This window comes from Ciceribacter thiooxidans, from assembly GCF_014126615.1.
Classification (GTDB): Bacteria; Pseudomonadota; Alphaproteobacteria; order Rhizobiales; family Rhizobiaceae; genus Allorhizobium; species Allorhizobium thiooxidans.
In genome coordinates this window covers 2,610,976-2,624,124 of record NZ_CP059896.1, presented here as the reverse complement: position 1 = coordinate 2,624,124, position 13,149 = coordinate 2,610,976, and the positions used below count along the sequence as shown (strand labels likewise).

Sequence of the window (13,149 nt, the reverse complement as noted above, 5' to 3'; positions counted from 1 at the left end):
CCATGGACAGCCGCATGACCACAACCGATCCCCAACGCCTCGACCAGTTGCTGGTCGCCCTCGATATCGTCGCCAGCCGCTCGCGGGCGCGCGATGCGATCCAGCGCGGCACCGTCAAGGTCGACGGCAAGGTCGTCACCAAGCCGAGCCTTGTCTTTTCAACAGACGTGACGATCGAGATTGACGATCCGGCGCAGGACTATGTCTCTCGCGCGGCGCTGAAGCTCGTCGCCGGCCTCGATCATTTCGGTCTCGACCCATCGGGACAGGAATGCCTCGATGTCGGCGCCTCCACCGGCGGCTTCACCGAAGTGCTGCTGAAGCGGGGCGCTGCCCATGTGACGGCTATCGACGTCGGCCACGACCAGATGCACCCCCGCGTCGCCGCCGATCCCCGCGTCACCAATATCGAGGGGCTCAACGCCCGCTATCTCGAAAGCGAGGATATCGGCGACCGGCCGATCTCCTTCGTCGTTTCAGATGTCTCCTTCATCTCGCTGAAGCTCGCCCTGCCGCCGGCGCTCGACTTGGCGGAGCCGGGTAGCCACTGCCTGCTGCTGGTCAAGCCGCAGTTCGAGGCGGGGCGCGATGCGATCAGCAAGGCCGGCCTCTTGAAGGATCCGGCCTCGGCACCGGCGGTTGCCGCCGAACTCGAGCGCTGGCTCGTCGAGGACATCGGCTGGCAGAGCCTCGGTCTCATTGCCTCTCCGATCGCCGGCGGTGACGGCAACCAGGAATTCCTCCTCGCAGGGCGCAAACCATGAGCACCGAAACCGTCACCATCACCAGTCTCGGCGCCCAGGGCGACGGCATCGCCCACGGCTCCGCCGGCCCGATCTACGTGCCCTTTGCCCTTCCCGGCGAAACCGTCGCGATCGCGCGGGTGAAGAACCACGGCACGGTGATGTCGACCAGTGTCGCCTCGCCGGACCGCGTCCAGCCTGCCTGTCGCCATTTCGGCCCGGAAGGGGTGGGCGGCAGTTGCGGCGGCTGTTCGCTGCAGCATCTTGCGCGGCCGGCCTATGGCGCCTTCAAGCGCTCGCTGGTGATCGCGGCGCTGAAGTCGAAGGGCCTGGAGCCGGAGGTCGGCCCGCTCGTCGAGGCGGAGGCCGGAGAACGCCGGCGCGTCGTCTTCGCCGCCCGCCGCACGGAGAAGGGCCTGCTCGTCGGCTTCAACCAGGCCGAAAGCCATCACATCGTGCCGATCGAGGAATGTCCGGTCATTTCGGCCGGCATTTTCGCGCGGCTGGAGGCGGTGCGCACGATCGGCCTTGCTGCCGCGGGTGCCGATGCCTTCCGCATCACGGTGATCGAGAGCCTCACCGGCCTCGACGTCGCGATCGACGGCGTCAAACAGCTTTCAGACCGCCAGCGCCGCGACGTGACGGAGGCCGTGCTGAAGCTTCGCGGCATCGCCCGCGTCTCGGTCAATGGCGAGATCGTGATCGAGCCGCAGAAGCCGCTTCTCGATTTCTCCGGCATCAGGGTTGCTCCGCCGCCCGGCGCCTTCACCCAGGCGACGGTTGCCGCCGAGGAGGCGATGGCGAGGCTTGTGCTCGACCATGTCGGCAAGGCGAAGCGCGTCGCCGATCTCTTCGCCGGTGTCGGCACCTTCGCGCTGCGGCTCGCGCGTACCGCCCAGGTGCATGCCGTGGAATCCGACGAGAAGGCGCTGAAGGCGCTCGATCATGCCGGCCGCAACACGCAGGGTTTGAAGCCCGTTTCGGTCGAAAAGCGTGACCTCTTCCGCCGGCCGCTGATGGTCTCGGAACTGAAGACCTTCGACGCCGTCGTCTTCGACCCGCCCCGGGCCGGGGCGGAAGAGCAATGCAAGGAACTGGCCCGCTCGGCGGTGAAAAAGGTGGTGGCGGTGAGCTGCAATCCGCTGTCGCTCGCCCGCGATCTCGCAATTCTCGTCGGGGGCGGCTATGCGATCACCGGCGTGACCCCGATCGACCAGTTCCTCTGGACGCCGCATGTCGAGGTCGTCGCGACCCTCGTCAGGCGCTGACGGCAGCGCGGACATACGAGTCTCGAGGACTCGTCTGCGTCAGGAATGCCGCCAGACTTTCACGGCCGAGATCAGCAGGATCACGGCCAGCGTCGGCAGGAGCACGCCGTTCGGAACGATACCCAGCAGCAGGCCGCCGACGAAGGTACCGATGATCGACCCTGCCGCCATGACGAAAAGAAAAGCCTTGTTGCGGCCCAATACGGAAAAGCTCTGATCGCGGCTGTAACGCATGAAGCCGACGAGCATTGTCGGAAGACTGACCGCGAGGGACAGGCTTCCCGCGAGTTTGATATCGGCACCAAACAACAAGATCAGGCTCGGGATCAGCAACTCGCCTCCCGCCACGCCGAGCAGCGCCGCAACAATGCCGATGACGAAGCCCGCCACGACGCCGGCGACGAGTTGCGCCAGTCCCGTCAATACGGCATGCCCGGCCGTTGCGTCATGCCCGAGAACCAGCACGACGGCGATTGCAACGAGCATGCCCGCAATGACCCTGTGCAGTGTCTCGGATTTCAGGCGCATCGCCCAGCCAGCACCGAACCACGCACCGAGAAGGCTGCCGGCAAGCAGGTTGACGCCGATCGTCCAGTTGTCGGCAATCGTGCCGAAGGACACGGTTCCCGCACGGAATGGCAGGGCGGTTGCGACCACCACAAGGCTCATCGCCTTATTGAGAATAACCGCTTCCAGAGCCGCGAAGTTGAACACACCAATCAGCAGCGGCAGGCGAAACTCCGCGCCTCCAAGGCCGATCAAGCCTCCGAGGGTGCCGATGATGGCTCCCGCGCCAAAAGCGGCCGGACGGTTTCGGACGATCGATGTGTTGGCGGCGTCACTCATGACCCGAGATATATGCATAGATATTTCGTGATGGACAGAAGGCTGTGCCGCCAGGCAACCAGACGGAACCGTGTCGGACCTGGCCGGCTTAGGCGCCGTCACCGGTCGACCAGTTCCTCTGGACGCAGCATGTCGAGGTCTTCGCGACCTCGTCTGGCACTGATCCGGGCTTAGTAAGCGTAGAGCGTGCCGCTTCCGACCATGCCTGCGCAGCGGCAGCGGCCGCCGACGCGGCCCGGTCTTGCGGGGCAGGACCACTTGTCGTCGGTCTCGGCGCTCGCCGGTGGATCGATCACGCAGTAGAAGCGCTGCGGCCGCATTCCCGGAGGAGGCGCCGGCCTGCGGGACTCGCTGTTGATTGTTGCCGAACCTTCGTCCTGCACCATGTGAAGCAGGCCGTCCTCGGTTGCAAAGGGCCCCGAAACGGCGGTTCCCGCCGTCAGGACAAGAGCCAGGCACAGGATCATCGCGCGCATCGGTTATCCTCCAGCTGTGATGCTCGTTCTTTTAGCCGTCAGGAATTAAAGAAGCGCGAAGAGGCGAGAATGTGGTCTTGCCGACTGCCGGCAAGCAAACGGCACCGGCGGTGAACCGGTGCCGTCATGCGATTGCCTGCCGGATCGAACGGGTGTCGTCAGGCGGCGCGGCGAGAGCCCGCACGGTGAGGCTGGGCGGCCGTGTTCTCGATCCTGAACTGGGCGAGCAGTGTCGTCAGGGCCGCCGCTTCCGTGGCGAGGCCATGGCTTGCCGCGGTCTGTTCCTCGACCATGGCGGCGTTCTGCTGTGTGCCCTGGTCCATGGTGTTGACGGCGGTGTTGATCTCCTGGAGGCCGGTCGACTGCTCGCGTGTCGCCGTGACGATGGCGCTCACATGCCGGTTGATCTCCTGTACGTCGCGGACGATCACTTCGAGCGCCTGACCGGTCTGGTTGACCAGTTCGACGCCCGACTGGACCTGTTGCCCCGAAGCGCCGATCAGCTGCTTGATCTCCTTGGCGGCATTGGCCGAGCGCTGGGCGAGTTCGCGGACTTCCTGCGCGACGACGGCGAAGCCCTTGCCGGCATCACCCGCGCGCGCAGCCTCGACGCCGGCGTTGAGCGCCAGCAGGTTGGTCTGGAAGGCGATCTCGTCGATGACGCCGATGATGTTGGAAATCTCGCCGGCGGACTTCTCGATGCCGTGCATGGCTTCGACGGCCCGCTGGACGATCTCGCCGGATTTCTCGGCGCCGTTGCGGGCGCGGCCGACGAGCTGGCCGACCTCTTCCGCCCGATGGGCGCTGTCCTTAACGGTCGTCGTGATCTCCTCGAGCGCCGCGGCGGTTTCTTCGACGGAGGCAGCCTGTTGCTCCGTGCGCCGAGCCAGATTGTCGGCCGCTATACGGATCTCATTTGCGCCGCTGTCGATTGCCCGTGCGTTCAGGCCGACCGTGGCGAGAGCGTCGTGCAGCTTCCCGACGGAGGCGTTGAAGTCGACCCGCAGGCGGTCGAGGTCGCCGGCAAAGGGCGTGTCGATGCGATGGACGAGGTCGCCGTTGGCGAGATGGTCGAGGCCTTCGGCGAGCGAGAGCACGGCAAAGGAGACCTGCTCGGCTTCGCGCGCCTTCGTCGCTTCGCGCTCGCGGCGTTCTTCCTCGCTCAGGGTGCGGTTCCTGTCCGCTTCCTCGGTAAGACGGCTGCGTTCGATCGCGTTGTCGCGGAAGACGGCGACGGCCGCGGCCATTTGGCCGATCTCGTCGCGGCGGTCGGTGCCGGGAATCTCGGTCGAGACGTCGCCGCTCGCGAGCCGGCCCATGACGCCGGTCATGTCGACGACCGGACGCACGACGAGCTTGGAGAGCAGCGCTGCGAGGACGCCGATCATCGCGACGACGCCGATCAGCGTTGCAACAGCGGCGGCGGTGCGGAATTTGCTGATGCCGGCAAAGGCGAGGTCACGGTCGATCTGGACGCCGAGATACCAGTCGTCACGCGGCAGGCCCTTGATCGGCAGGAAGCTGACGAGAACGTTGGCGTCGGCGAAGGTGGTCTCGGTGATCTCCGCTCCGACCGTCGGGGTGTCGGTCGGGAAGGCATCCTTCAGCGTCTTGGTGACGAGGTCGGCGTCGCGATGGACGAGGATCGTGCCGTCCTGCTTGACGAGGAAAGCCGAACCCTTGCCGCCCATGTCGACAGAGTTGACCATGTCGACGAGGGACTTCAGCGAGAAGTCGGAGGCGGCGACACCATAGAGCTTGCCGTCCTTCTTCACCGGAACGGCGGCGCTGATGATGAGGTTGCCGGTCGAGGCATCGTTGTAGGGATCGGTGAGCACCATCCTGTCCGCCTTGACGGCGTCCTGGTACCACGGACGCTTGCGCGGGTCGTAGTCCGCCGGCAGCGGCTGGTCAGGAACGCTGGTGAAGACGCCCTGTTCGTCGCCGACATAGGTCGACATGAACTCGCGGATCAGCACCGGATTGTCGAAGGCGGCGGCGATGGCGGCGGCGTCCGGCGCCTTGGCGGCAGCATTGCCGGCGAGTTCCGTCAGCATGACGCGGGCGCTGAGCCAGTTGGAAATACTCTGCGAGGCCTGCAGACCCGAGGAGCCGATCTCGCTCTTGACAGCGGCACCGGTGGCGTCGCGCTGAAGGCTGTCGATATAGAAGGAGAAACCGGACAGGGCGGCGACGACCACGAGGGAGGCGACCACCAGGATCTTGGTCATCAGGTTCGAGCGCTTGCTCACAGGGGCATACCTCTTTCAAACGGCAAGCCCTTCCATGCGCTGTGGGATATTCTCCGTGGCCGCTGAGGCTTGCCCATCCGCATAGGGAAAGACGAAAAAAGCCATCATGGCGCGACTGCGGTCCACAGACCGCGATACCCCTTATATTCGAGGGGCCTTTAATGGGCCGTTAATCCCTGCCGATGGTCCGCCGGGCCCGTCGTCCTCAGCCTTTCGCCTTCAGGAAGGCCTCGAAGGCGGCGCGCCTTTGTTCTACGATTGCCGGAGATGTGTTCACGGAACGCCGAGAGGCGGGCTCGCCCGTCTCGTGCCGGCGAAGTACCCACACAGGACCGAGAGACGTTTCATGAGGCGGGTCGACAAGCTGAAGGCGGGCAAATTCGCCGTCGATGCCGATGTGGTCAGGCGGCTGATCGCAAGCCAGTTCCCGGCCTTTGCAGGGCTGGAGCCACGCGGGATCGCCGAGGATGGTTGGGACAACTGGACCTTCCGGCTCGGTGACGATCTGAAAGTGCGCCTGCCAAGTGCCGAGGGGTATGCCGGTCAGCCGGCCAAGGAGTATCGCTGGCTGCCCGTTCTGGCGCCGCAATTGCCGGTGCGCGTTCCGGCACCGGTCGCGCTCGGCGCGCCGGAACACGGTTATCCCTGGCAGTGGACCATCTACGAGTGGATCGACGATGAGCCCGTTCGGCGCGAAACCGTGCCGGATCTCGTCAGCTTCGCAACCGACCTCGCCGGCTTCCTGAAGGCGCTGCACGGGCTTGATGCCTCCGGTGGACCACCGCCGGGTGAGCACAACTTCTCTCGTGGGGGCGACGTGATCGAAGTCTATGGCGAAGAGGCGCGCCGGTCGCTGGCACAGGTGGCGGGAAGAATTGACCTCGCCGGGGCGTTGTCGATCCTCGACGCGGCGGAGCAGGTCCGCTTTTCGGGGCGCCCCTGCTGGCTGCACGGCGATATCGCAGTGGGCAACCTGCTGGTAGGGGACGGGCGCCTCTCCGCTGTCATCGATTTCGGCTCGGCGGCGGTCGGCGACCCGGCCTGCGATCTCGTAATCGCCTGGCTGTTCTTCGAGGGAGAGAGCAGGCGCACGTTTCGTGAAGCGATGATGGTCGACGAGGCCTCATGGGCCCGTGCCCGCGCCTGGGCACTGTGGAAGGCCGCCCTCGTCCTGGCATCGGGCGCGCCGACGCACCCGCATGAGTTTTCGCCCGCCGCGGTCATCGAGGCAGTCGTTCGCGAGCATCGGACGGCCGGCGGCTGAAAGCCCGGCAAGCGTCCGTCGGCGAGCTCCCCTCCGGTCAGCGTGCCTTCAGGAAGGCCTCGAAGGCGGCGCGGGCTTCGGCGCTCTTCAGCCGCTCGACGAAGAAGGCGAGTTCTTCCTCCATGCGCACGAGAAGTTCGCCGCGGTCGCCGCGGATGAGATCGCGGGCGATCCGCATCGCCTCCGGCGGCTTTGCTGCGATCGAGGCCGCGAGTTTCAGCGTTTCCGCCTCGACGGCCTCGGGCGCGACGACCTTCCAGATCAGTCCGGCAGCGCGTGCCTCTTCCGCCGAAAAGCCCTCGCTCGCGGCGAGCATCGCGAAAGCCCGCTGGTGGCCCATCATCCGCGGGGCGAGCAGGCTCGATCCCGCTTCCGGCACGAGTGCGAGGTCCACGAACGGCGTCCTAAACAGGCTGCGGTCGGAGGCGATCGTCATGTCGCAATGCATCTGGATCGTCGTGCCGATGCCGATCGCCAGCCCGTCGACGCCCGAGACGACGGGCTTCGACACGCTCCAGAGCGCCTTGAGGAAACCGAAGGCGGCCGGTTCGCCGACCGCACCGGCCATGGCGAAAGCGAGAAAGTCTGCCATGTCGTTTCCGGCGGAGAAGCAGCCCTCGGTGCCGAGAAAGGCGACGCAGCGGATCGCCGGATCGTCCTCGGCCGTGAGCAGGCCGTCGGTCATCTTCTGGTACATCGCCTGGGTAATGGCGTTCTTCTTCTCCGGCCGGTTGAACCGGATCACCAGCACGCCGGGATGGGCTTCGGGTCGCTCGATCAGAATGTGGTCGGTCATCTGGGTTTTCCTAGAGTGGCGGCGCTACCCTCCCCTTGAGGGGGAGGGTCGGAGCGAAGCTCCGGGGTGGGGTGATCAAAGACATTTACCTGCAACCTTGTGGGAGGAGTGTCACCCCCACCCGCCGCTCACGCGGCGACCTCCCCCTCGAGGGGGAGGTGTAACCTCAAGCAAACAGCACCCGCGCCGCCGTCAGGCTTGCCGCGCCGTTGATGACGCGGTCCTTGAGGGCTGCGGTTTCGGCGATCAGGTTTTCCGCGGCGAAGCGGCAGAGCGCGATGCGGGTGTCGCGGCCGTTCTCTTCGTCGGCAAGCCCGCCCTTGGCGAGATAGCAGCCGGTGAGGGCAAGGCCGAACAGCCGCTGGTATGGCGTGGCGCCGGAAAGAGCCGTCGCGGCATCGCCCTCGGCGAGACGGGCGAGCATCCATTCAGTCGCCTCCTCGAGATCGGCGAGGCTCGCCGAAAGCCGCTCGGCGGTCGCGCCGAGGCCGTCGAGGTTGGAGGCGCGGACCTGATCGGCGATCGCCTTCAGCTCGGCGATGAAGCCGCGGACGTGATCTCCGTTTGCGAGCGGCAGCTTGCGGGTGACGAGGTCGATCGCCTGGATGCCGTTGGTGCCTTCGTAGATCGGGGCGATGCGGGCGTCGCGCAGGTAGCGGGCCGCCCCCGTCTCCTCGATGAAGCCCATGCCGCCATGCACCTGGATGCCGAGCGAGGCGACATCGACGCCGGCATCGGTCGCGAAGCTCTTGGCGATCGGCGTCAGCAGGGCGGAGCGTTCCTGCCAGAAGGCGGCGTCGGCGCCCTCGGTGTGATGCGCCATGTCGATCGCATGAGCGCAGGAATAGCAGATCGCCCGCGAGCCTTGCGTCAGCGCCTTCATGGTGACGAGCATGCGGGCGACGTCCGGGTGCTCGATGATCGGCGACATGCCGGAGCCGGTCCAGCCGGGCGCTTTCCCTTGCGTGCGTTCCTTTGCGTAGTCGACCGCCTTCTGGGTCGCCGCCTCGCAGATTGCCACTCCCTGCATGCCGACGGCGAGGCGCGCATTGTTCATCATCGTGAACATGCAGGCGAGCCCCTTGTTCTCCTCGCCGACGAGGTAGCCGATCGCGCCCGGCTCACCGCCGAACTTGCCGTCGCCATAGATCATCGTGCAGGTCGGCGAGCCGTGGATGCCGAGCTTGTGCTCCAGCGAATGGCAGTGGAGGTCGTTGCGGGGCCCAAGCGAGCCGTCGTCGTTGACGAGGAATTTCGGCACGAGGAAGAGCGAGATGCCGCGGGTGCCGGCCGGTGCGTCGGGCAGGCGGGCCAGCACCAGATGGACGATGTTGTCCGTCACCTCGTGTTCGCCCCAGGTGATGAAGATCTTCTGGCCGAAGATGCGGTAGGTGCCGTCGTCGCGGCGTTCGGCGCGGCTCTTCATGACGCCGAGATCGGACCCGGCATGCGGTTCCGTGAGGTTCATCGAGGCGGTCCATTCGCCCGACACCATCTTGTGCAGGAATTTCTCCTTCAGCGCCGCGCTGCCGTGGGCGGCAAGGGCCTCCGAGGCGCCCATGGTGAGCGTCGGCCCGAGTGCGAAGGCCATCGAGCCGGAATTCCACATTTCAAGTGCGGCGACATTGAGCATATGGGGAAGCGCCTGGCCGCCGAATTCTTCCGGGGCGACGAGCGCGTTCCAGCCGCCTTCGGTCCATTGGCGATAGAGGTCGGCCCAGCCGTCCGGCACGATGACCTTGCCGTCGACAAGCCGCGCGCCCTGCCGGTCGCCGATCTCGGCAAGCGGCGCCACCTCGTCGCTCGCAAAGCGCCCGGCTTCGGACAGGATCGCGTCCACCAGATCGTCGCTGAGGTCTCCGAGACGCCCCTCGTCGATCGCCTTCGAAAGGCCCGCCACATGCTTCAGGGTGAATGCGATCTCGTCTACCGGCGCCTTGTACATGCGCATGCTCCTCCTGCTGACGTCCCTCGTGTCCGCGGCCGGTCCTCCGGGCCTGATGCGGAAATGGTGTCCATTGGCTAATTGATTTTTACGTAAACGTCAAACCGTTTTGCAGGGGCCCGGGAGAGTGGGAAAGAACCGCAAACGCGGCCGATCGTCCTCCCTTCAAAGGGGAGATCGGACCTAGGCGATGCCGCTCGGCGGGAGAACTCACGTCAGGAAGAATTTTTCGCGATCTTGCCATGGTGAGGTGAATTTTGGAATCGCATACTACGTCTTCGTTTGCCCGGAAACGATCGGCGATCTACTTGCAGGTCGAAGGAGATCGACGATGCAGATCAAGGAAACGCCCGATATGTGGGTTCTGCGCCTGTGCAGGCGCTTGCGCATCCCCGAAATCAGGCAGGCCGCGGCCGAATGTGCGCCATTGATCGAGCAACAGATCGAGGAGGTCGGCCTGACGGTGGACGGTCCCTGGCTCTTTGTCTCGCACAACCTGCCGAAGGACGGGAAGACGCCGTTCGACTGGGAGATATGCCGGCCTGTCGCAAGGCCCGCGGCCTATGGCGGGTCGATCGAACTCTGCCACTTCGAGCCGATCATCGTTGCTGCCGGCGTTCATCAGGGTTCCCTGCGGACCCTGTTCACGCAAGGATATGCACCGCTTGTTGCCGAGATCGAGATGTCGCGCCATCATTTTTCCGGCGAGAGCCGCGAGGTCTATCACGACTGGCGAGGGCCGGGCGCGCCCTACCACCGGATCGAGATCCAGTTCGGATTGTCGCGCTGACCGTCTGCCGGCGGCGGCGAACTGCAAGGCTCTCGCGGCCGAAAGAAAACCCCCGAAGGCAAGACCTTCGGGGGCGCGTATTCGAACCCGATGCTGAGCGGGGCCGGCTCAGAACTCTTCCCAGTCGTCGACGGCAAGCGCGGTGTTGCCGCGTACCGGAGCGGCCTTGGGCGCAGGTGCGGCCAGCGGGCGCGCTGCCGGCCGTGCCGCCGGGGCGGCGGCCATTGCCGGGCGCTGTGCTGTGGAGACTGCGCGTCCGCCGGCTGCGAGCCGGAACTGACTGATCAGTTCCCGCAGCTTCGCCGTTTCCATGGCGAGGCTCGAGCTTGCAGCGGTCGACTGTTCGACCATGGCGGCGTTCTGCTGCGTCGTCTGGTCCATCGAGTTGACGGCGGTGTTGACCTCGGCAAGACCGATCGACTGTTCCTTTGCGGCGGTCGCAATCGAATCCATGTGCTGGTTCATCTCGGTGATGAAGCCGCTGATCGCCTGCAGCGCCACGCCGGTGTCGCGCACCAGCTTCACGCCGTTCTCCACCTCTTCTGAGGAGTTGTGGATGAGACCCTTGATCTCGCGGGCGGCCTGGGCGGAGCGCTGGGCCAGCTCGCGAACCTCCTGGGCGACGACCGCAAAGCCCTTGCCGGCCTCGCCGGCACGCGCCGCTTCGACGCCGGCATTGAGCGCCAGCAGGTTCGTCTGGAAGGCGATCTCGTCGATGACGCCGATGATGTTGGAGATCTGTTGTGACGACCCTTCGATGCGCCGCATCGCTTCTTCGGCGCTGGCGACGACGCCGGCCGATTTCGCCGCACCCTGGTTCGCCTGGGTGGCGACGGTGCGGGCGTCTTCGGTGCGCCGGGTCGAGGAGTTGACGTTGGCGGTGATCTCGTCGAGGGCGGCGGCGGTCTCTTCGAGCGAGGCGGCCTGCTGCTCCGTGCGCCTGGAGAGGTTCTCCGCGGCGGTCGCCATCTCGCGGGCGCCGCTGTCCATGGTCGAAACGCTGTCCTGAATGACCTGCAGCGTCGAGGAAAGCTGCTGGACGGACTGGTTGAAGTCGCGGCGCAGTTCCTCGAAATCGGCGGCGAAGGCTTCGTCGAGCTGGAAAGAGAGGTCGCCGGAGGCGAGCCGCTTCAGGCCGGCGGCGAGGCCGGAGGTCGCAATCCGCATGCGTTCGGCGGCTTCCGCCTCGGCGCGCTGCTGGTCGGCGACGCGGTCGAGTTCGGCCTGACGGCGGTTCTGTTCGGCCTCGGCTTCGAGGCGCTTGTTGGCGATGGCTGCCTGACGGAAGATTTCGACCGCGCCCGCCATCTCGCCGACTTCGTCGGTGCGGCCGGCGTAGGGGATCGGCGCGTCGGTATCACCCCCGGCGAGGCCGCGCATCGAGCGGGTGATGCGTTGGATCGGGTTGGCGACGCCGGTGACGGTGAACAGCATGGCCGCGCCGGCGACGACGAAGGCGAGCGCGCTCACCGAGGCGATCAGGACCTGCATGAAGTCGAACTCGGCCTTGATGTCGTTATGCACCACGTCCGCCTCTTCGACATAGTAATCGACCAGTGTATCGATCGCCTGGTCGCTGGCGTCGCCGTACTTCTGCAATTCGTCGGAGAAGGCGGCTTTGGCTTCGTCCTTCTTGTTCTCGCGGGAAAGCGCCAGCATCTTTTCGCCGTGCTGGACATAGGCATCGAGGGTTTTCGTCACCTCGCCGATCAGCTTCTGCTCTTCGGTCCCACTGATGAACTGTTCGTTCTGCTTGCGGATCAGCTCACGCTGGAAATCCACATAGGTCTTGATGTCCTTTTCGACGGCGGCCATGGCTTCCGGCGTGACGTTCATGATGTGCCGGGCATAGGCGAGCCGGATGTCGACCATGCCCTTGTCCATCAGCCGCACCTGGTTGGTCGAGGGCAGCACCCGGTCGGCAATCTCGCTTGCGCGATCGAAAATACTGGAGACGCCGGAGATGGCAACAAAAGCGAGGCCGCCTGTAATGACGGCGATCGACGCCAGGCTGAGGATCAGCGAGGTCTTGACGGTAGGGCGCTTCATGGAAATTCCTTCTGAAAATACGGCTCCGTGCGCCGGGGACGACGGCATACGGAGATGGCAGTGATCGGAAAACATGATCGGCCGGAAGCGGCTTTCGGGGGCGGCTTCCGACAGGCGACGGCCGGCGCGGGGCCACTTCATCTCGCCCGCCTCGCAAAATTGCGAGGCAATGCTGTTCTGCAATAGAATGGTTGAAAAGCCCTTAACTTGGGTTGAATCGATAAACCAAACTGCACGCAGAAGGTTTTCCGAAAATCAGTCTTGCGCCATCGTAACTGCTAAATCCAGAAGTGCTTATATAGTATCTTCTGAACCAGTATCAGGCAGGGGAAAAGCCCATCATCAGGAAGGTTTGTCGCCGATAGACGCGGAAATACTGGAAACCGGCAAGTGATATTGCAGGCAAGCACAAGCGTCTCCCGTCCGCGGACGGAAGTCTTGATATCCGTCGGGTGCCGATGTGTTATTCGCGGTCGAGAGGCTCGGTGCCCTGCGGCTTGCCGGCGCGGTCGAGGCGGATCTTCTCGATGCGGTTTTCGGCGGCGGCCAGCAGCGTTTCGCAATGCTTCTTCAACTGTTCGCCGCGCTCGTAGATGGCGATCGACTCGTCAAGCGCCACGTCGCCACGCTCCAGCCGCGCCACGATGCTCTCCAGTTCGGCGACGGCCTTCTCGAACGAATAGCCGGAAAGATCGGCCTGGGGGGCGCTTTCGGTCATGC

11 protein-coding genes are annotated in these 13,149 nt (G+C 65.2%); 4 read left to right on the top strand and 7 right to left on the bottom strand.

Annotated elements, in window-relative coordinates:
* The first annotated feature begins 14 nt into the window (after window positions 1-14).
* Complete coding sequence (locus tag H4I97_RS12870) at window positions 15-764, top strand: TlyA family RNA methyltransferase (RefSeq protein WP_244658646.1); 750 nt, start codon at window positions 15-17, stop codon at window positions 762-764.
* Entirely contained in the window at window positions 761-2,011 is a 1,251-nt protein-coding gene (locus H4I97_RS12865; RefSeq protein WP_182305049.1) for a class I SAM-dependent RNA methyltransferase, read from the top strand. The genes H4I97_RS12870 and H4I97_RS12865 overlap by 4 nt, the downstream gene beginning before the upstream one ends.
* Window positions 2,012-2,050: 39 nt before the next feature.
* On the opposite strand, the gene H4I97_RS12860 is transcribed toward H4I97_RS12865, so the two are convergent.
* From H4I97_RS12860 to mcpU, 3 genes are all read right to left on the bottom strand, one after another.
* Window positions 2,051-2,857, bottom strand: a complete 807-nt coding sequence (locus H4I97_RS12860; RefSeq protein WP_182307640.1) for a sulfite exporter TauE/SafE family protein — start codon at window positions 2,855-2,857, stop codon at window positions 2,051-2,053.
* A 170-nt stretch (window positions 2,858-3,027) separates the two neighbouring features.
* Window positions 3,028-3,333 (bottom strand): hypothetical protein, encoded by a 306-nt coding sequence (locus H4I97_RS12855; RefSeq protein ID WP_182305047.1) that lies wholly within the window; start codon window positions 3,331-3,333, stop codon window positions 3,028-3,030.
* 158 nt (window positions 3,334-3,491) lie between these two features.
* A complete protein-coding gene (mcpU, locus tag H4I97_RS12850) occupies window positions 3,492-5,585 on the bottom strand; it encodes a methyl-accepting chemotaxis protein McpU (protein ID WP_182305045.1) in 2,094 nt (697 codons plus the stop codon).
* A 346-nt stretch (window positions 5,586-5,931) separates the two neighbouring features.
* Here mcpU and H4I97_RS12845 point away from each other — a divergent pair, with 346 nt between their 5' ends.
* Entirely contained in the window at window positions 5,932-6,849 is a 918-nt protein-coding gene (locus H4I97_RS12845) for an aminoglycoside phosphotransferase family protein (protein WP_182305043.1), read from the top strand.
* 37 nt (window positions 6,850-6,886) lie between these two features.
* Here H4I97_RS12845 and H4I97_RS12840 read toward each other — a convergent pair whose 3' ends face one another.
* Window positions 6,887-7,645, bottom strand: a complete 759-nt coding sequence (locus H4I97_RS12840; protein ID WP_182305041.1) for a crotonase/enoyl-CoA hydratase family protein — start codon at window positions 7,643-7,645, stop codon at window positions 6,887-6,889.
* Between the two features lie 166 nt (window positions 7,646-7,811).
* A complete protein-coding gene (locus H4I97_RS12835; protein WP_182305040.1) occupies window positions 7,812-9,590 on the bottom strand; it encodes an acyl-CoA dehydrogenase family protein in 1,779 nt (592 codons plus the stop codon).
* A gap of 331 nt (window positions 9,591-9,921) precedes the next feature.
* On the opposite strand from H4I97_RS12835, the gene H4I97_RS12830 reads away from it, so the two are divergent.
* Window positions 9,922-10,380: a GyrI-like domain-containing protein gene (locus H4I97_RS12830; RefSeq protein WP_148155105.1), complete on the top strand. Its 459-nt coding sequence runs from the start codon at window positions 9,922-9,924 to the stop codon at window positions 10,378-10,380.
* Between the two features lie 108 nt (window positions 10,381-10,488).
* Here the strand turns inward: H4I97_RS12830 and H4I97_RS12825 are convergent, their stop codons facing one another.
* Window positions 10,489-12,429, bottom strand: coding sequence for a HAMP domain-containing methyl-accepting chemotaxis protein (locus H4I97_RS12825; protein ID WP_182305038.1), 1,941 nt, complete (start codon window positions 12,427-12,429; stop codon window positions 10,489-10,491).
* 463 nt (window positions 12,430-12,892) lie between these two features.
* Entirely contained in the window at window positions 12,893-13,147 is a 255-nt protein-coding gene (locus H4I97_RS12820; protein WP_112691572.1) for an exodeoxyribonuclease VII small subunit, read from the bottom strand.
* Between the last annotated feature and the right edge of the window lie 2 nt (window positions 13,148-13,149).